This is a genomic window from Acinetobacter sp. 479375, assembly GCF_000581715.1.
Taxonomy (GTDB): Bacteria; Pseudomonadota; Gammaproteobacteria; order Pseudomonadales; family Moraxellaceae; genus Acinetobacter; species Acinetobacter ursingii.
In genome coordinates, this window is the sequence record NZ_JEZN01000010.1 from 80,815 (window position 1) to 100,939 (window position 20,125).

Genomic DNA, 20,125 nt, shown 5'->3' on the forward strand with positions numbered 1-20,125 from the left:
ATTTGTCAATTTTTCAGCAAAAAAAATACGCTATTTGAAATAGCGTATTAGGGACTCGCATCGTTTGGCAAAAACTTAGGTGTTTTCATCCAGGAAAGCAGCAAGTTTAGAACGAGGTGCCGCACCCACTTGTTGAGCAACGACTTGACCGTCTTTGAACAAAAGTAGTGCAGGAATATTACGGATGTTGTACTTCACCGCAGTTTCTTCGCAAGAAGTCACATCTACTTTTACAATTTTTACTTTACCTTCATATTCTTGAGACAAATCTTCAAGCACAGGCGCAATGGCTTTACATGGTGCACACCATGCTGCCCAGAAGTCAACCAGTACAGGCGTTTGTGAGTCTAGAACATCTGCTTGGAAATCAGCATCAGTGGTATTTACAATATTAGCAGACATAAGCTTGCTCCAAATCTTTTAAGAAATTTTTAGAAGGATAAGAACGTATCGGCATGAAGTATTACATAGCCTTCTAAGTCAATGTAAGGGTTGTTTTACATTATTCAAGGATTCGATTAATTTGTCTAATAGATGTTGGCAATGCTGATCATCGTGACAAACAATGCTGGATCAGCATTATTTTTATATAAAAGCAGCCAACTGATTGGCAAAAATGGCTTTTCAATTGCATGTATGTGAATTACTCTAAGCGACAATTCTGTAGGGGTTAGTTTCAATGGCTGATTTTTTAATTGATGAAGAATTACTTGCTGCCATCGACATGGGATCGAACAGCTTCCATTTAGCCATTGCACGTGTAGATCATGGTGAAGTCAAAAAAGTCGCTTCAATGTCTGAAAAAGTGCAATTGGCGGCAGGCCTTGATGAAAATAAAAATTTGACCGAAGCCGCGCAACAGCGCGGTTTGGCGTGTCTGGCCCGTTTTGTCGGGCGTTTGGGGTCGGTACAGCCGAACCGTTTACGTATTGTGGCGACCAATGCTTTGCGTCAGGCCAAAAATGGTCATGAATTTATTCAAAAAGCGGCTGAAATATTACCTAAACCCATCGAAATTATTGCGGGTCGTGAAGAAGCTCGTTTAATTTATTTGGGCGTCTCGCATACCATGGCGAACGGTGGTCGCAGATTGGTGATTGATATTGGTGGTGGTTCAACAGAGCTGATTATTGGTGAAGAGTTCGAGCCGATTCAAACCGAATCTTTACAAATGGGTTGTGTTGCCTATACCAAAGCTTTTTTTCCAGAAGGTGATATTAGCCCTAAAATTTTTGATAAGGCCGTCACAGCTGCACGTAAAGAATTATCTGCAATTGCCAATACCTATAAAGCTGAAGGATGGGATACCGTAGTTGGTTCTTCAGGTACTATTAAAGCGGCCAAGCAAATTATGGTTAATTTAGGCTTGAGTGATGAGCAGGAAAATGTCACACGTGACGGTCTGGAAAAACTCAAAGATAAACTCCTCAAATTTAAGCATAGCGCCGAGATCGATTTTGAAGGTTTAAAAGACGATCGGCGAGCAGTTTTGCCAGCAGGCTTGGCGATTTTGTATGCAGTTTTTGATGTTTTAAATATCGATAAACTCGCATACTCCGATGGTGCGCTACGTGAAGGGGTCATGTACGACTTACTTGGTCGTTTTAAGCATGAAGATATTCGTGATCGAAGCGTACAGGCACTGATGGGGCGCTACAATGCCGATTTAAAACAGGCAGAGCGTGTGGTCAATACTGCACAACAATTGTTTGATGATGTCGCACAACAACTGGATTTAACCAACGAAGACAGTGATTTATTGCGCCGTGCAGCCTATTTACATGAAATTGGTCTGGCGATCAGTCACGGTGGTTATCATCGTCATGGTGCATACTTATTGCAACATTCGGACATTCCAGGCTTCTCACAAATTGACCAAAATCATCTCTCTTTGTTGGTTGCCTATCATCGCCGCAAATTGCGTAATGACGCTAAACAGGACGTTTTAAAAGGCGGCGGCATCAAATTGGTCTATCTTTGCCTACTGCTACGTTTGGCTGTTTTACTCAATCACAGCCGAAGTGATCAGATGCTTCCTGCCATTGAATTGACAGTACTAAATAGTCAACAATGGCAACTTAGTGTTTCTGGTGATGCAAAACAATGGCCGTTGCTGGTTGCCGATCTGCATGATGAGCAAGAGCAATTTAAGCATTGGGACATTGAGTTGGATATTCAGTCGGAAAAATTTATCGATTAACTCGACTTGGTTGGGCGATTGAGCATGTGCTATATGCGGTCAATACGCCCCAATTTAGGGATAATACTCGACTTATGAAAAGTAAAGCTGCTCAGTCTAAAGCGTGGAAAACAGTGCAAATCGCACGACATCCTGATCGACCACAATTTCTAGATTATGTCGGTGAAATTTTCACTGAATTTGATGCCTTGCATGGCGATCGTCTGTTTGGTGATGATGGTGCAATGGTCGGTGGTTTAGCACGCTTTGAAGGCCGCCCAGTGATGGTGGTGGGTCAGCATCGTGGTCGTAGTACCCGTGAAAAGTTAAAACATAATTTTGGGATGTCGAATCCCGAAGGTTATCGTAAATCACAACGCTTACTGGATATGGCGGAACGTTTTAATCTGCCTGTTTTTACCTTTATCGATACCATGGGAGCATATCCCGGTGTCGGTGCAGAAGAACGCGGTCAGGCTGAAGCGATTGCAACGAGCTTGGCGCAACTGTCTCACTTAAAAGTGCCTGTCATTGCGACAGTATTAGGTGAGGGTGGTTCTGGTGGAGCGTTGGGGATTGGCGTTGCTGACCGTGTGATTATGTTGTCACATAGTATTTATTCGGTGATTTCACCTGAAGGCTGTGCTTCTATTTTATGGAAAACAGCAGAAAAGGCAGAGCAGGCCAGTGATGCTTTGGCATTGACTGCTGATAAGCTGCAAAAGATCGGTATTGTCGAATATGTCGTCGATGAAGGCGAAGGCGCACATTTACATCCAGAACAGGTTATGCAAAATCTGCAAGTCGTGTTAAAACAGGCGCTAGATGAATTGCTACCGATGGATGCAGATGAACGATGCGAAGCTCGTTACCAGCGTTTAATGAAATTTGGCAGCGAAAATTTAGGTCTCACCTCTTAAATCAAGCTGAACAGTTTTCACCTGAAACCACATTTTTAATTGGATGCAGTGGCGGCATGGACTCCATGCTATTGCTGCATTTAATGTCGATTGTTTTTCCAGCGCGCGTTCGTGCGATTTATGTCGATCATCAATTACAAGCCTCCAGCCCTGACTGGGGCATCTTTGTGCAAAACTATGCACAGCAACTCAATATTCCCATTATTATTCAGAAGGTTGAAGTTGCCTCAGGCAATCTGGAAAATCAGGCACGTACCGCCCGCTATTCTGCATATCAACAATATTTAAAATTTCATGACATTTTAGTCTTGGCACATCATCAGCAGGATCAGGCAGAAACTGTTTTACTGCGATTACTGTCAGGTGCAGGTGTAAATGGTCTGTCTGCCATGCAAGAGTTGGAAAATCGGGAAAATTTTCAATTGTGGCGACCTTTTTTATCGTTATCGCGTGAACAAATTGAGTCATGGTTGGTGCAATTAAATCTGCCATTTGTACAAGATCAGACTAATTTTGACACACAGTATGATCGGGCATGGTGTCGTCAAGACGTCTGGCCATTATTGCAACAACGTTATCCCAAAATGCAGCAAGCCTTGAGTCGCACCAGTATTTTAATGCAGGATGCTAATAGCATTTTACAGGAGGTATTACTTCAAGATACGCAGTACTGTGGTGATACCCATCAAATCGATCTAGAAAAATTACAACAACTGAGTTTGCCTCGGCAGCGTCAGCTTTTATCGGCGTGGATGAAAGGAGAGGCAGATTATCGACCACCTTTTGAGATGGTGGCGCGTTTACAACAAGAAGTGATCAATGCCAAAGTAGATGCCCAGTCGGCTTTGCATTGGCATGGACACTATTATGTCCGGTATCAAAAACAACTTTATCGAATTGCTAAAGCCTTATATTTAGCGTCAAAAAATTGTTCTCATGTAACGGGTGCGATTTGTTTAGATCTTGATCAAAGCATTTCTTTAATTTCAGGGAAATTTAAAATCGTTTCTGCTGAAATAGGACTTTCTGCTGATTTATTAAAGCAAAACTTAACGATACACTCACGTCAGGGCGGTGAAAAAATCCATTTATATGGGCGTGTTGGGCATTGGCCATTAAAAAAAGCCATACAAGAGGCACAAATTTTGCCGTGGTTACGTCATACAATTCAAATATTAGCCATAGATAATGTTATGCTAGGGGTTTTTACCCCAAAAGGGTTTTGGCTAGCACAATCGAAATATTGTGAAAATGACGGTTGGTTGCCACATTTAAGTTCTGAGATAGATAATTTGCGAGTTGAGCATAATTCATGAATGCGACATTAAATTCAAATATCACATTTATTGGTGGTGGTAATATGGCGCAAGCCCTGATTGGTGGCTTGCTGGCACGTGGATTACCAACAACTCGGATTATGGTGTCTGATCCTGTCGAAGCGATTCGTCAGTTATTGCATGAAAAAGAAATTCAGGCAGTGGATGATAATGTAAAAGCTATTAAGAATGCCGATGTGGTCGTTTTAGCGGTGAAACCACAAGTTTTAGGTACGGTTTTAAAGCCTTTACACGGTCTATTTGAAGGCAAGTTAATTGTTTCGATTATTGCTGGAGCAGAAATAGAGACGATTGCTGCATTGACTGGAACGGATCGCGTTGTACGTGTCATGCCGAATACACCTGCTTTAGTTCAGACTGGTGCCCATGGTTTATATGCCAATGAAAATGTAACAACGAAAGACCGTGATTTAGCCAGTCAGATTTTAGCTGCAACGGGTTTAACCATTTGGGTAAATTCAGAAGCACAAATTGATGCTGTAACAGCGGTTTCAGGCTCAGGCCCAGCGTACTTTTTCTATTTAATGGAAAGTATGATTCGCGCTGGAAAAAATATGGGACTGGATGAAAAAGTCGCGACTGCGCTCACTTTGCAAACTGCTTTGGGTGCAGCGCAGATGGCGATTACCAGTTCCAATACCCCAGCGGAATTGCGTAAAAATGTGACCTCTCCCAATGGTACGACGCAAGCAGCACTTGAAGTCTTTGATCGCGCCCAGATTTCACAAAATATCCAGACAGCACTTGCTGCTGCGCAAAAACGTAGTCAAGAATTAGCACATGAGCTAAGTGACAGTACCAAGACCCATTAAGTAGGAAAGTAACAGTATGGCGAGTTCTGCGCTTATTTTTGGTATTTTAATTAATGTAGCCATTTTATTGGTGTTCTTCCGCTTTTTAATGCAGTTGACAGGGGTAAGTCCTTATAACCCTGTAGTTTTATCAACGGTCAAAGCGACTAAAATTGTGGATATTTTTAGCCGTATTTTTCCGACAGTGGCAAAAGGTCGTGTCAATCTAGCGGCATTGGCACTTTTAATCGTGCTTTATTTACTCAAAATTTTTGGGTTGATGTATCTATCAGGTGCGATGCCAAATAGCCCGATCCATTTGTTGATTTTAACTTTTGTGACCATGATTCAGGATTTGATCCGTTTCTGCCGTTATTTGATTTTTGCTACGATTATTTTGAGCTGGGTGGTGATGTTTACTCAATCACGTTCTCCGTATATTGAAGTGATTCAGGAATTGGCTGAACCTTTACTTGCACCATTTCGTCGTTTATTGCCGAATATGGGGATGATTGATCTTTCTCCAATTATTGCATTTTTAGCTTTATATATTGCTGAAATCTTAATGAATGAAGTCGCAAAAATTTTACTGACTGGATTGTAAAATTGATGTGGTTTTTTAATACGTAAAACTCTTAGATAAAACAAAGGCCGAATCAATCGGCCTTTGTTTTATCTGGATTTTTTCTAAAGATTAATGTGCTTCTTCCCAGTTCAATCCTTTACCGACTTCAACCACTAAAGGCACTGAAATTTCAACCACCGATTGCATGGTTTCAGCCAGCTTTGGAGCCAGTTCATCTGCCAAATCGGCATCGACTTCAAAGACCAATTCATCGTGGACTTGAAGTAACAATACGGCCTGATCCTTTGGCAGCATTTTATCCACTTCAATCATCGCAAGTTTAATGATATCCGCCGCGCTGCCTTGCAATGGCGCATTAATCGCGGCACGTTCTGCACCTTTACGCACCATCATATTTCGGGCATCAATGTCTGGCGTATATAAACGACGACCTAAAATGGTCTCTACAAAGCCTTGTTCTAAAGCCACCTGACGGGTACGTTGCATGTATTCATAAATACCCGGATAGCGATGAAAGTATTGTTTAATGTAATTTTGTGATTCTTCACGGGTAAAGCCCAATTGACGAATCAAACCAAATTCGGACATTCCATAAAGTAAGCCAAAGTTAACAGCTTTGGCTTGACGGCGCTGATCATGGGTGACTTCTTCTAGCGGAATATTCAATACTTCGGCTGCGGTACGGCGGTGTACATCCTGACCGTGTTTAAACGCATCGAGCAAGGCTTCATCTTGAGAAAAATGTGCCATTAAACGTAATTCGATTTGTGAATAATCGGCAGCCAATAATACGCGACCTTCAGGAGCGATAAAGGCTTTGCGAATTTGACGACCAATTTCTCCACGAATCGGAATATTTTGTAGGTTCGGATCTGAAGAAGATAAACGACCAGTGGCAGTCAATGCCTGATGATAACTGGTGTGCACTCGATGCGTTTTATTGTGTGATTGCTCGACCAAACGATCGGTATAGGTGTTTTTCAACTTCGATAAAGTACGATGTTCTAAAATTACTTCTGCAATCGGATGCTCGACTTTTTCCAGAATACTTTCACCTGTACTGTGCTGACCTGTTGCGGTTTTTTTGCCGCCTTTTAGCCCCATTTTATCAAATAAAATTTCCCCCACTTGTTTAGGGGAGCTGACGTTAAAGGTTTCGCCTGCCAATTCAATCGCCTGATTTTCCAAACCTTGAATAGTTTCAGTAAATTCGAGGCTGAGTTGATCCAAAAATGCATGATCAAGTTTAATGCCAGCTTCTTCCATACCCGTGAGGATAGATGCGACAGGCATTTCGATGTGATACAGAATATTTTCAAGCTCAGGTGAAGCTTTTAGTTTTTTTGCCAACACTTCATATAAGCGATAGGTGACATGTGCATCTTCGGCAGCATAATGTGCAGCCACTTCAATTTCGATTTGATTAAAAGTTTTTTGTTTTGCGCCTTTTCCTGCGATTTGTTCAAAAGTTGTGGTCAAATGACTTAGGTAGACTCGTGCTACATCATCCATCCCGTGACGGGTGGCAACTGAGTTCAATACATAAGAGGCCAGCATGGTATCAAAATACCAACCTTTGAGATCAATGCCATGATTAGCAAAAATATGTGCATCGTATTTAAGGTGATGTCCAATTTTCTGGACTGAATCATCTTCCAGAATGGGCTTCATTTGTGCCAATATTTGCTCACGATCAAGTTGCTCTGGTGCACCTTCGTAGTCATGTGTGAGTGGTACGTAATAGGCATCATGAGCATCAAAAGCGATAGAAAAACCGACCATTTCGGCAACACGATAGTCCAGACTGGTGGTTTCTGTATCAATGGCAAAACGTTTCTCAGTCTGTAAACGCTTGAATAAATTGTCCCATGCATCTTGGGTGAGAATCGTATGGTAATTGGCAACACCGAGCTGATCATCATCACTGGTCATGCTAGATTGATCTTCTGTTTCAATAGGTTGCGCACTTTCAGCTTTAGCGATTTCTTTGTTGGCTTCTTTATAGCTGTTGCTGACAGGATTATTAGGATGATCTAAAGATTGCAACTGATTTCTAAATTCGAGTTCGGTATAAAGATGACGTAAGCTATCGACATGTGGCTCGCGTAATTTTAAATCATCCCATGTTAGACCTAAGTCCAGATCGCAGACGATACTCGCAAGTTGATGATCAATGGCAATACCATCGACATTGTCTTTAATGCTCTGACCGACTTTGCCTTTGATTTGATCGACGTTTTCTAAAATGCCCCCGATCGAGCCATATTCCGTTAAAAGCTTAGCTGCGGTTTTAGCACCAATGCCGGGAACCCCCATAATGCCATCTGAGGCATCACCCATCAGCGTTAGGTAATCAATGATCTGGTTCGGCCATACGCCAAACTTATCAAAAACGCCTTGAATATCCATGGGTTTATCTTTGAAACTATCTTCAAGCGTGACTTTTTCGTTGACCAGTTGCGCCATGTCTTTATCACCAGTCGAAATTAAGACTTGATGACCTTCTTTTTCTGCATGTTTCGCCAACGTCCCAATAATATCATCGGCTTCTGCACCCGGCAGCATGTATAAAGGAATGCCTAATGCTTTAATTAAAGCATGTAAATACGGAATTTGCTGTGCCAATTCATCGGGCATGCTTGGGCGGTCGCCCTTATAAATAGGCGAAAGTTCATGACGAAATGTGGGTTCTGGGGTATCAAAAATTACCGCCATATGCGTGGGCTGAGTGCGGCGCATCAGTTTTTGAATGGCAGAAATCGCACCACGTATTGCATTGGTTTGTAATCCTGTTGAGGTCGTCAACGGTGGGAGTGCATGAAATGCACGAAATAAAAAATAAGACCCATCAACCAAAACAAATGGTGGCATTGAATACTTCCTTACGAACGATTGGGTCTTATTCTACGTGAAAATGAAGCAAAATGTAGAACTTCGCCTTTAGGGACGGTGGCTAAATATACGCAGATGTTTTGATGAGGTAAGATAGCTTTAAAATAACTGAGTTTGTTTTTTTAATATGGATAAAAATGATAAGTACTACCCCACGATAATCATTATTCTTGCTGTCGCTTTATTAGGTGCACTTGCTTTTGAGATCAAACATGCAGTGGCCGTTGTTACTGTACTTTTGATCTTTTTTATCGTACAACAATTCACAGCTTTTGAGCGCCGCATTCAACAGCTTGAACAGCAATATCAAGTGACTGCATCTGTTGATCATTTATATTTACCGCAATGGGCTCTATATCTTGGAACTTTAATTGGTCTTGCAGGTTACTATTTGCACAGTGGTTCGGCTATTTTAGTTGGAAGTGGATTGGTGTTGTTTAGTCTGATTCAGATGTTAAGTTCGATGAATGAGCGCCTAAAAAATCTTGAAAACCATAAAAAGATTCAACAAACATTACTGAGTTTTGATGTTGAACCAATTGAATTGAATCATTTGGAGCAATCGGAAACTCCTGTGTGGTTTCAATCTCAAGGTGATACACCGATATTGTCAAGCCTAGAGAATGATCCGACTCATGATGCTCTTGCTGTAGATCCACCATCTCAAAAACGGGCATGGTGGCAACCAGCACTGGATTGGCTGATGCATGGTAATCCAATTTTGCGAGTTGCGATTGCGATTTTAATGATTGGGGTGGTGCTGTTATTGCGTTTTGCCAGTGAACATTGGCAACTCAGTTTGAGTATAAAGTTATTGGGAATCGCTATTACAGGCGGTGCATTGACTATATTTGGCTATTATTTGAGAAAAAAGAACGCATTATTTGCAGTTGCTTTGCAAGGTGCAGGTCTGGCAATTATTTTCCTGACTTTAATTTTTGCGCATCATTATGCGGTGATTGCAAATTTAAGCATCGCAAGTGTTGGTTTTGCTGTTTTGCTGCTTATTACGGTCGCTTTAAGCTTAAAACAAAATGCGGTTTATCTATCGATGCTTGCATTAAGTATGGCTTATCTTGCACCTTTATTGATCCCACAATCGCATCCAGATAGTGTCTTTTTGTTGAGTTACTATTTGATGATTAATCTGGCTGTGGCCGCGATGAATTTTATCAAGCCATGGAAAATACTCAATCAAATTGCTTTTTTCGCGTCAGGATTACTTGCGGGCAGCGTCATTGTTATCTATGCAAATCCAGCACAATATCATACGCTTGATCTTATTTTGTGGCTGCATATCGCCTTGTTTATCTGGCTGAGTGTACGTTATAGCCAACTGATTCAGAAAGAATATCGCTCTTTAAAAGATCAGTCTTTAAATGATTCTTTCTTGAACCATCAATCCAATATTCAACTTCCACCATTGGTCGATGTTGGTTTGATTTTTAGTGTGCCGATTTTGGGATTTTCCTTACATGCTTTTTTAGTGCAACAGTCAAGTCTAGCACTGACTCTGGGGGCAGCACTTCTGGGAGGAACTTATGCTGCTTTGGGCTGGTGGATTAAACAAAAACAATCTGAATTATCAATTTTAGCCAAAAGTTTTTTTATTTTAGCGGTGGCATTTATTGCGCTGATTTTCCCGTTATATCAAGGGGCGCACTGGACAGCAATTGGTTGGGTGGTGCAAGGGACAGCTTTAATTGTTTGGGGTGTTTCTGAGCGTTATCGATTGAGTCGTTATCTGGGGATATTTTTAGTCGTACTCAGTTCCGTTGTCCTATTTTATCAAGTCTGGTCAGATGACCATTTTCCTGTGTTAAGCACCAGTATCTATGCCATGTCACAATTCATTTCGGCATATTTTTTATTTCGAGATCCATCCTCTCGACAGGATTCATCAGTCATTGCCAGTTTATTTTTGAGTCTGGCTTTATATTCAGGCGCAGTGGCAGGTGTCGAGTATTTTACATGGCACGGGCAGGGCTTAAGCCCTTATTTGGCGGTTGCCGCAGTTTTATATTTTGGCTTTACTGGAGTGGTGTATTTACGCGCACGTTTGGATTGGCAGCTTCCACAGTTGACGATCTTGAATATTTTTATCGGCTTGTGTTTCGTAGAGCTGATTCAACAGGGAATATTCACACATTTTGATTGGATTGCTTCGTTACAGCAAATGTGCTTTTTCATTGCAGCAACCACTTTGGCATTGCTCTTGATTAGCATTCAAAAAAACCAGCAAATTGATTCGAAGTTTAATGCTTGGTGGGCAGCTTTACTCTGGCTGAGTTTGGCAATAATAGGCCCAGCACTTTGGCCAGATGCTGCATTGCTTTCTTTCGCTGTCATCCCTGTCTTATATAGTATTTGGCTGTTTAAGCGAAAAAATGACCTTATGCTAGATCAGTTTTCAGTTTGGGCGCTGACTTGGTTTTGGTTGTTAATGATTAGTTTGAGTGATCAGGTTTTTGTCGCTTATTATTTACCGATCTTCAATCCTGTAGATTTACTGTGCTTAAGTTTGTTATCTGGATTATTGTGGATGGTTTATCATCATAATTTTACTGCTTCATTTAAAACATCAGAATGGTTTTCTAAAGTAGTCAGCATTCTGATTGCCTTAGTGGTGTTTAGCAGTATTGTCGTTCGGGCCTTACATATTTATTTGGCGACACCTCTTTGGGGTTGGACAATTTGGTTGAATGGTACGGTACAACTTAGCTTAACTTTACTTTGGGTAATTTTGGCTTTCGTGTTAATGACTTTTTCAAGTCAGCGTCAAATCCGTCAGCTTTGGTTTGTTGGGGCAGCATTACTTGCTATTGTGGTGATTAAGCTAGTGGTACTTGATTTGTCGCAGAGTGGAACCTTAACTCGTGTGGTTTCATTTATTGGTGCTGGAACTATCATGTTGGTCATTGCTTATCTGGCGCCATTGCCACCAGCACAATCAAATAAGGAAAGCATTGAGCATTAAATTTAAAACCTTATGGATAAACTATTTTAAAGGGTGGCCGTGCCACCCTTGTCAATTTGCCTAAAGTTTTGGTTCTCGTTTAAGTTCCTGTGTATTGGCATAGGAGTCAATGTCATCTTCCGTTAAAGGCGTTGTTGGTGGACGATCAACAAAGCCCATCTTCGGTACAGGAATCTCAATTTGATTTTCCAAAAAGCCATTACGAATACGTTCTTGTAACTCATCACGAGTTTTTAAATACAACTCTTGACGGCACCAGACTGAAAATAACAGCTCAATTGAAGATTCACGAAAGGCGGTGACAGTCACCTCAGGTTTGGGGTCATCTAATGCCAAAGGATATCTGGATGCAACCTCAAGAAGAACCTTACGCACTTTCATGATGTCTTCCTGAAAGTTGATGGCGAGGGTAATCGGAATGCGTCGTATTGGATACTTGGACATATTCATGACTGGAGCTCGAATCAATTGTTCATTGGGTAAACGTACATAGACATTATCTAATGTCAGTAATTTGACCGAAAGCAAATCGATCGAAATCACTTGCCCTTCAATGGTATGACCACGAATTAAGGTAATTTGAATAGTATCCCCGACCTCAAATGATCCTTCACCAATCAGGAACAAACCACTAATCAAGTTACTGGCTGAGGTTTGTGAAGCAAAACCCAAAGCGACAGTTAAAATTCCTGCTGCACCTAAAAATACGCTAAGTTTAAAGCCTGCTTCTTTCAGGCTAGCCATCACAAAAATAATAAAAATAAAGTAGAAGATCCCGCGTCGCCAAACCATTCGTTGGTGTGCATTGAAGCGCATGCCTACGGTTCGGATAAACGTATTTGAAACCAAGCGGGCAAAAATAAAGCCAATTAAACATAGAACAACAGCGACCAGAATTTCACTCAGTCGATCCAGATTAATATTGGTAAAAATCCCTTTGAGGCTGACAGCGACATCTTTGGGGATATTGGAATCTGCCATAATGCCTCCTTAGAAAAATGAATCAAACATGTTAAACAAGGCACCGCCCGGTGAACGTGGTGGATGTACATAAGTGACTTCACCTGCCAATGGGGGCGTACGATTTTCCAGACGAATACGCGGTGGACGATCTGAACCTTCGTGTATGACTTTAATTTGAGATGTCCATAAGCGATTAGTGCTTTCACTATAAAATAAAGGCAAGGCAGACACAGGCACATTCATACGATCAAAGCGTAATTGTTGGCTACTGGTGTTGTGAAATTCAACTGGAGTAACAGCTCGAAATGCACGTGGTTTAAGTAGATTTAAATCGGTGCGACCATCAACTGCTGTGGCATAACACATTTCCCCAGTACGATGATCAGGGCCAAACCAAGTATCTTTGGGGCGAATCACAGGAAGATCAAAAATGGGTTCTCGCTGATTTTCAACAAAGCCTGCAATCCATAATGGCGTACTAATATAAAGTGTGCCACGTTCACCTGCTGGAATATAAATTGGATCGACTGGTTTGATAACCACTGAACGATCTGCCAAACGTGGCATCAGTTGAAATTCATTATGGGTATTACGAAACATATAGCGTTCAATTTTTGCCCCTTGTGGAAAGGCAAAATGTGGGTCTGCAATTCTCTGCCATTGTTGTTCATAGTCATGTTGGTATTGCGGACGATAATACTCCAGTCGCCATTCATTAATTCCGCGTGTCAAACGAAAGAGCAATGACCCAAACTGCCATGCTTTAGATTCGCTGAGTTCAAATTTCTGTTCACCCCACCACTTTAAATTGGTTTGCTCGGGTTCGAGATGATCGTATTGCTGTTGTTCCAAGTTAAAAAATTCCTCTGGTGAGTTTGTAAAAACAGACTTCACGCTGTAGTACGCTTAGAGTACACTCAAAACTCTATTTTTGATCATTATAAATTTGTGATGCAAATACTTAAACAAATACAAATTCCATATAGTTTTGCGAAACGTCATGGCGTTTTGTTGCGTTATGAAGGGGATCAAGTCTTTATTGTACGCCGTCAAAATACAGAGTGGATTGCATTGCAGGAAGCAAGACGGATCGTAGGGAAACCAGCTCAACATCAAATTTGCGATGATCAGAGTTTTAATGCATTACTGAGTTCGAGTTATGCAGGCGATACAGGAGAATCGCAACAAGTTGCCGCGGGGCTTGAAGACCACCCAGATTTATTAAGTTTGGCAGATCAGGTGCCAGAAGCCGAAGATTTGATGGATCAGGAAGATGATGCGCCGATTGTCAGGCTGATTAATGCACTTTTGTCTGAAGCCATTCGGGTCAATGCGTCAGATATTCATATCGAATCTTTTGAAAAAAAACTTTCAGTGCGTCTGCGCGTCGATGGTCAACTACGTGAAATTGTACAGCCGCGCCGTGAACTTGCGCCTTTATTAGTTTCACGTATCAAAGTTATGGCAAAACTGGATATTGCCGAGAAACGTATTCCTCAGGATGGTCGTATTTCGTTGCGTTTAGCAGGGCGTGAGGTCGATGTACGTGTCTCTACCTTGCCTTCTTCGCATGGCGAACGTGTGGTGATGCGTTTACTGGATAAACAGGCAGGACGTTTAAACATGACCCATTTGGGACTCATGTCCAACGATTACGAACGCTTGACGCATTTGGTCCATCGTCCGCATGGCATCATTTTAGTCACAGGGCCGACAGGTTCAGGTAAGACTACAACTTTATACGCGGCGCTTTCTGATTTAAATGACAATACTCGCAATATCCTGACGGCTGAAGATCCGATTGAATATCAGTTAGAGGGAATTGGGCAAACTCAGGTCAATACCAAAGTCGATATGACCTTTGCCCGGGCTTTAAAAGCCATGTTGCGTCAAGATCCCGATGTCGTGATGGTCGGAGAAATCCGAGACCTTGAAACGGCTGAAATTGCGGTACAAGCCTCATTGACAGGTCATTTGGTTTTATCTACGTTGCATACCAATACTGCAATTGGTGCCGTCACTCGTCTAAAAGATATGGGAATTGAACCTTTTCTTCTATCAAGTTCATTAATTGGGGTGATCGCACAGCGTCTAGTCCGAACTTTATGTTCACATTGCGCGACTTGGCGCGAAGCAGACGATTTTGAGCGTCAATTATTTCAGCATATTAGTGCTGAACAAAACTTAAAACTACCAGAGCCTCAAGGTTGTGAGCATTGTTCACATTTAGGTTTTACTGGGCGAACTGCCATTTATGAAATTGTCCCTGTAGATGACCAAATGCGTCGTTTCATTCATGGTAATGCTGCTGAATTTGAACTAGAGCGCTACGCGCGCCAATATTCAGGTTCAATTCGTGATGATGGTTTAAGAAAAGTGTTGGCGGGGAAAACCACATTGGAAGAAGTACTGCGTGTGACCAATCAAGCTGAAGAATAGCGAACAAAAATTTAAAAAGCACAAAGCACCGATTAAGGTGCTTTGTGCTATGCATGAGAGGGAGTATGCATTGGGGGTGATATTGAAAGCCTATTCTTTAGCTAATTGTCTAGCAGTCAATTTTATGATGGCTTATCTCATCAAAAAACTATCATGAAAACTAGCCTTTAAAACGAAAGTGCTAATGGCTTCAATATCAAAATCTATTTAACGATTTATTTCCTTTAACTCAGTACATTCACCTTTAGAAGCATTGTTTATCCTGACAAATGTATCGATGCGACTTTTTCATCATGGTTTAAACTCTCTTTATTTTTCTCCCATAGGCAGAAATAAAGGGAACTTATGAAAATAAGTCTATTATTTGGGTATGGATAAACCTGCTTTGATGAATAAATATCCCTTAATATAAATTGTGTGATATTAATTTGTGCTTAAATATATAGTATGCGATTTAAATAATTTAGCAAGAAGATATTCAAAAATATTTTAAATTTTATTTGTTATGCATAAAAAGGTTATTGCGTAAAATTTGTAACTGATCTTTGAGTGCTAACAGCTGATCTAAATCACAGGATGTCGTGCTAATGACTTTTTCAGGAACTTCGAGTGCTTTTTTTTGCAGATTAATCCCTGAATCAGTCAAGGTAATAATCACTTGTCGTTCATCCTGAGACGAGCGTTGACGTTGAATCAGTTGATGTGATTCCAGTTTTTTTAAAAGCGGAGTTAAAGTGGAGGATTCTAAAAATAAACGTGCGCCTATTTCAGAAACGGTCACCTGATCTTTTTCCCACAATACGAGCATCACCAGATATTGAGGATAAGTTAGCCCTAAGGATGCTAGAACTTTTCGATAAATCTGATGAAATGCAAGATTCGTAGAATAAATCATAAAGCACAACTGATTATCTAGTTGTAAACCCGATGAATCTTGTTGCATAAAAATTCTTCAATACAAAAAAGATGCGATATTGGATTATAGCTTTAAATAAATGATTTCAGTAATAAAAAAATATGATGTATCAAAAAGAAATTAAACGTCGATGCTGCATCAGTGGCATTGATGCTCGAATTTGATCCTGTTCTTTGGCATCGAATTCAATTGTGATGAGTCCTGCGCCTTCATCTTGGATCATCTGCAAAAGCTGTCCACGACTATTGGTTGCTGCTGTATGCCCCCAAGTTTGGCGCTTTTCACCATGCCAGCCTTGTTGCGCTGCACCCAATACATCACATTGAGTATCCATTGCACGAGCTTGTAATAAAAGCTGCCAATGCATTTGACCTGTCGTATAAGTAAAAGCCGCTGGAGCAGTTAAAATGCGTGCACCTTGCGCTCGAAGAGTTAATGCCAGTTCTGGAAAACGAAGATCATAACAGACCATCATCCCGATATTGCCAAACGGTGTTTTGGCGACCACAGGCTGATCACCGGGTTCAAAAAACTTGGATTCCTGATACCCTCCGACAGCATCACCCACTTGCACATCAAACAAATGAATTTTGTCATAACGTGCCTGTGTCCCTTCAGGACTGATACATAAGCTGACTGTACGTACACGTCCATCTTGAATGATCGATCCATCAGGACGAAATGGGCAGGGCAATGTCCCTGCAATAATCCAAATATGATATTGATGCGCCAGTCGTTCTAAACGCTGCTGGATATGTTCAAATTGTGCTGCTGTTTCACGCTGTTTCCCCGCAGCAAAGCACACAAAATTTTCAGGAAATACAATTAGCTCTGCATGTTGCGCTTTACTCTGTTGAATCAAAGACTCGATCATACGAAAATTATCGTCGATCTCATTTTGAGAATTCATTTGTGCAACAGAGAGTAAAGTCATATGCCAATTTTATCCTGAAAATATCTGGAGGCTAAGCGTTTTGCTTGGCAGATACTTGATCTATTGTATCTTGTTCTTTTTGTAGTTGTTTGACTAAAGGCTCAAACATATTTTGGTTGTTTTCGTTTAGTTGCATCAGGGTTTTATGTGCATCAAGTACTGTTTTAAGCATGGTGTTATGTGTAATTTCTTCTTCACATAATTCACGCGTACAGACTTGTGGTTCTTTACAATAATTCAGGATGACAAAAACCTGCCCTAGCCCCATGCTATTGGCCAGAGTCGTAATATCAGGATTAGTTGATAACATGACTGCCTGAATATGATGGACCTGCTTCAGTTTTAGACCTAGCTTTGCCAATATTCCAAGAACCGTACTATCAATAAAAGTTGTTTCAGTTAAATCGACAATTGCACCAACCACATTTTGCTGTTGTTCAATTCGATTTAGAAGTTTGTCTAGACTTATGCAAGACTGGGCGCGTACTTCACCAATAAGTTTGAAAATATGCGTTCCATTCAAGCTTGCATATTCAACATGACCTGTTGACATATAAATGCCATTTTCAGAGAAGGATTGCAAAATTATCACATAGGGCGCTTAGATACTCAAGTATCTAACAGTCGGATAAGGAATACTAAAAAGACATGCTATTGATTATGCTGCTAATTCAGTCGACAAAGACTTAGGATTGCAATGTCATCAGCAACATGTTCAGGGGCTTGAAAAGACTGTTTTTGTAAATGATCAACCAATTGAGCAAACTGTTCATTTAGTCCACCATCAAAAGGTTCGAGTGCACCGTCTGAACAAATAATAAACCGGGTCTGACGATTTAAGGTGAATTCGAATTCTTCAATGTCTAGATCATCCGTTAAACCCAGCGGAAAACTACTGGTGTTTAAAATTTTAGGCGGTTGATTGGGTTCAAAAATAATCGGAGGCGGGTAGTGACCAGCACTTGACCAGCGAATTTGATGGGTGTGTAGATTTAAAATACCTGCCACCATCGTAATATGCTTTTCGATATTTTCCTGTAACAGCATTCCATTGAGTTTTTTAATTAACTCGCGTGGCGTTTTAGAACGTCCATGAAAAGCCGCCATCCATGAAGTGAGTAAACTACTGGTGACCCCATGTCCAGAAACATCGGCTAAATAAAATAATACTTCTTTATCATTAAGCTTCCAGTAATCATACCAGTCACCTGATAAATACGCAGAAGGCTGAAAAAAAGTTTCAATTTTATAGTCGAGTAAATCGAGTGTATTGGGCAGGAGTTTCTTCTGCAATTCAGCCGCAGCAGGAAGATCACGACTATCTTGATTACGCTTATATTGAGCATCAATCTGCAATAAAGCTTCTACAGGATTCTGCGGCAATTTCCCCCAAATCCAACCTGCAAGCGCACCAAGTTGCCAAGCTTGAGCAAGAGCTGCACCTTCGTCTTCACGTGCAATAACTACGGTAGGTAGTGCCCACTGGTATTGTAAAAAATCTTGAACGTCTGCAATCGCGATAATCGTAGGGTCATATAATTCCAGATCATCTATGTGAATGACTTGTAGGCTCGGTAGCTCATCAAGGGCTTTATCTAAATGAGGGACTGAACGTGTCGGTTGAATAAAATACATAGACGATTAAATGGAACCTTATCAATAATCACATTTACTATAATAGATGTACTATAGAAAGCAAAAGATTGCTAGAAAAACTCAATCTCTAACAATCTTAAATGAATACATTATGTAAGCTAAAGCTTAATTTTGATCACCTGAATCATCTGATTCATCATCGATAAACTGGATCTGTTCTGCGGAATTGCCTTTTTTCTCTGCTATCTGGAAGTTTTTACGTTGTAAGTATAGATCACGAATGACTGCATACTTGTCGCCTTGCAGAATTTGCTCAATATCGAGAACTTGCGCACGAGTATCAATCGCTTGCAACATATTGGTCGACCAATATAAACCGTCTTGATCATCCATAATATATTTTTGTGGACGTGCTTGACTATCTACAGCGAGCCCAAAACCATCACGTAACGTACTTGGACCAAAGAACGGCAACATCAAAAATGGCCCCGATGGAACACCATAATACCCAAGCGTTACCCCAAAACTTTCTTCTTCAGCGGGTAAGCCTAAACGACGTGCTGGGTCGGCTAAGCCCAAGGTTGTTAAAGTATTAATCGTAAAACGGCCAAATGTTTTTGCTGCACGAGAAGGTCGACCCTGAATTAACTGATTTACAGCATTCCACGGTTCGCCTAAATTTTTACGGAATTGGCGATAAGAACCACGAACTTGTTCAGGTGTTTTTTGGGTATATTGAACAGCGATCGGACGCACAATAGTTCGATCTAAAGCATCATTAAAAGCATAAAACTGACGATTAAGTGGCTGTAAAGGATCTTTAACTTGATCAGGCTGTGCGGCATTCGCATTTACCTTGAAATCACTGGCCTTAACATTTTTAAGGTCGTCTTTGATTTCCTTTAACTTCTGAAATCGTGCACGGTGTTCAGGTGTATCAGATTCAGGAATAGACGAGTCTTCTGTAGCATCAGTCACCACATCATTTGTACTCTCTTGAGCAAAAAGGTGAAAAGACATGCCAGTTGAAAGAAGTCCGATAAAGACGAGTTTTGAGTAATGCATAAGAATCCTTAGTCGCCTCTTGCGGCAAGATTTTATACCATTCTATATAAAGATGGTTCTATTGAATAATAGGATCATAGCTGTTATTAAAACAAAACTGGGTAAAAAATGTTATAAAAAAGATAAAAAGATTAAAAACCGATCAAACACTCAAAATATTAAATAAAAGGACTTGCGTTGGTTGAGGAATGCTGTAGAATGCGCACTCATCGGCGGTGATGCGGATAAAACTTGTTGAAAAACAGGGTGTTGATTGGGTCTTGAAGGATTTGATTGATATTTTGGTTGAGTAAAATGAGTTTTAAAAATATCTAAATTGCCTGTTGACTTTTAAGAGATTGAGAGTAATATAGCCGACCTAGCTTGATGCTGACGAAGCATGAAGAAGATCATTAAGAAAATAGAAGAACAACTTGTGTGGATTTTTACCAATTGATTGATCGAAATATTATCATTAATTAATTGGTTTAAATTACTCGAAGTTTATTTGAGAGAATTTGTCAGTAATTGATGAGCCAGAATTGGCGTCT

The 20,125-nt window shown here is 40.7% G+C and carries 16 protein-coding genes; 7 read left to right on the forward strand and 9 right to left on the reverse strand.

The window, feature by feature from the left end:
* Positions 1 to 75: 75 nt before the first annotated feature.
* Positions 76 to 402: a thioredoxin gene (gene trxA / locus J500_RS10245; protein WP_004993046.1), complete on the reverse strand. Its 327-nt coding sequence runs from the start codon at positions 400 to 402 to the stop codon at positions 76 to 78.
* A gap of 277 nt (positions 403 to 679) precedes the next feature.
* Between trxA and ppx the strand changes: the two genes are divergently transcribed.
* The 5 genes from ppx (at position 680) to J500_RS10270 (ending at position 5,831) form a co-directional block, all read left to right on the forward strand.
* Entirely contained in the window at positions 680 to 2,200 is a 1,521-nt protein-coding gene (gene ppx, locus J500_RS10250; protein WP_004994646.1) for an exopolyphosphatase, read from the forward strand.
* Between the two features lie 74 nt (positions 2,201 to 2,274).
* A complete protein-coding gene (locus J500_RS10255; RefSeq protein ID WP_004993051.1) occupies positions 2,275 to 3,099 on the forward strand; it encodes an acetyl-CoA carboxylase carboxyltransferase subunit alpha in 825 nt (274 codons plus the stop codon).
* Positions 3,036 to 4,415 carry a tRNA lysidine(34) synthetase TilS gene (gene tilS / locus J500_RS10260; protein ID WP_081402794.1) on the forward strand — a complete coding sequence of 460 codons (1,380 nt, stop codon included), beginning with the start codon at positions 3,036 to 3,038 and terminating at the stop codon, positions 4,413 to 4,415. Before J500_RS10255 ends, tilS begins: the two co-directional genes overlap by 64 nt.
* Positions 4,412 to 5,248: a pyrroline-5-carboxylate reductase gene (gene proC, locus J500_RS10265; protein ID WP_004994642.1), complete on the forward strand. Its 837-nt coding sequence runs from the start codon at positions 4,412 to 4,414 to the stop codon at positions 5,246 to 5,248. The genes tilS and proC overlap by 4 nt, the downstream gene beginning before the upstream one ends.
* A gap of 16 nt (positions 5,249 to 5,264) precedes the next feature.
* Positions 5,265 to 5,831, forward strand: a complete 567-nt coding sequence (locus J500_RS10270) for a YggT family protein (RefSeq protein WP_004993058.1) — start codon at positions 5,265 to 5,267, stop codon at positions 5,829 to 5,831.
* 90 nt (positions 5,832 to 5,921) lie between these two features.
* Here the strand turns inward: J500_RS10270 and polA are convergent, their stop codons facing one another.
* A complete protein-coding gene (gene polA / locus J500_RS10275; RefSeq protein WP_004994641.1) occupies positions 5,922 to 8,684 on the reverse strand; it encodes a DNA polymerase I in 2,763 nt (920 codons plus the stop codon).
* A gap of 148 nt (positions 8,685 to 8,832) precedes the next feature.
* On the opposite strand from polA, the gene J500_RS10280 reads away from it, so the two are divergent.
* Positions 8,833 to 11,682: a DUF2339 domain-containing protein gene (locus tag J500_RS10280; protein WP_004994640.1), complete on the forward strand. Its 2,850-nt coding sequence runs from the start codon at positions 8,833 to 8,835 to the stop codon at positions 11,680 to 11,682.
* Positions 11,683 to 11,742: 60 nt separating this feature from the next.
* Here J500_RS10280 and J500_RS10285 read toward each other — a convergent pair whose 3' ends face one another.
* Positions 11,743 to 12,663, reverse strand: a complete 921-nt coding sequence (locus tag J500_RS10285; RefSeq protein ID WP_004994636.1) for a mechanosensitive ion channel family protein — start codon at positions 12,661 to 12,663, stop codon at positions 11,743 to 11,745.
* Between the two features lie 9 nt (positions 12,664 to 12,672).
* Positions 12,673 to 13,497: a hypothetical protein gene (locus J500_RS10290; protein ID WP_004994631.1), complete on the reverse strand. Its 825-nt coding sequence runs from the start codon at positions 13,495 to 13,497 to the stop codon at positions 12,673 to 12,675.
* 99 nt (positions 13,498 to 13,596) lie between these two features.
* Between J500_RS10290 and gspE the strand changes: the two genes are divergently transcribed.
* Complete coding sequence (gene gspE, locus J500_RS10295; protein ID WP_004994629.1) at positions 13,597 to 15,084, forward strand: type II secretion system ATPase GspE; 1,488 nt, start codon at positions 13,597 to 13,599, stop codon at positions 15,082 to 15,084.
* A 496-nt stretch (positions 15,085 to 15,580) separates the two neighbouring features.
* Here the strand turns inward: gspE and J500_RS10300 are convergent, their stop codons facing one another.
* The 5 genes from J500_RS10300 to J500_RS10320 form a co-directional block, all read right to left on the reverse strand.
* Complete coding sequence (locus tag J500_RS10300) at positions 15,581 to 16,027, reverse strand: MarR family winged helix-turn-helix transcriptional regulator (protein WP_004994627.1); 447 nt, start codon at positions 16,025 to 16,027, stop codon at positions 15,581 to 15,583.
* Positions 16,028 to 16,109: 82 nt separating this feature from the next.
* Positions 16,110 to 16,934 carry a carbon-nitrogen hydrolase family protein gene (locus J500_RS10305; RefSeq protein WP_004994624.1) on the reverse strand — a complete coding sequence of 275 codons (825 nt, stop codon included), beginning with the start codon at positions 16,932 to 16,934 and terminating at the stop codon, positions 16,110 to 16,112.
* A 31-nt stretch (positions 16,935 to 16,965) separates the two neighbouring features.
* Positions 16,966 to 17,487, reverse strand: coding sequence for an anti-anti-sigma factor GigB (gene gigB / locus J500_RS10310; protein WP_004994622.1), 522 nt, complete (start codon positions 17,485 to 17,487; stop codon positions 16,966 to 16,968).
* A 113-nt stretch (positions 17,488 to 17,600) separates the two neighbouring features.
* Entirely contained in the window at positions 17,601 to 18,569 is a 969-nt protein-coding gene (gene gigA, locus J500_RS10315) for an RsbU family protein phosphatase GigA (RefSeq protein ID WP_004993079.1), read from the reverse strand.
* Between the two features lie 126 nt (positions 18,570 to 18,695).
* The gene (locus tag J500_RS10320) at positions 18,696 to 19,595 is read right to left on the reverse strand and encodes a VacJ family lipoprotein (protein ID WP_004994620.1); all 900 of its coding nucleotides are present in this window, start codon (positions 19,593 to 19,595) and stop codon (positions 18,696 to 18,698) included.
* Positions 19,596 to 20,125 lie beyond the last annotated feature (530 nt).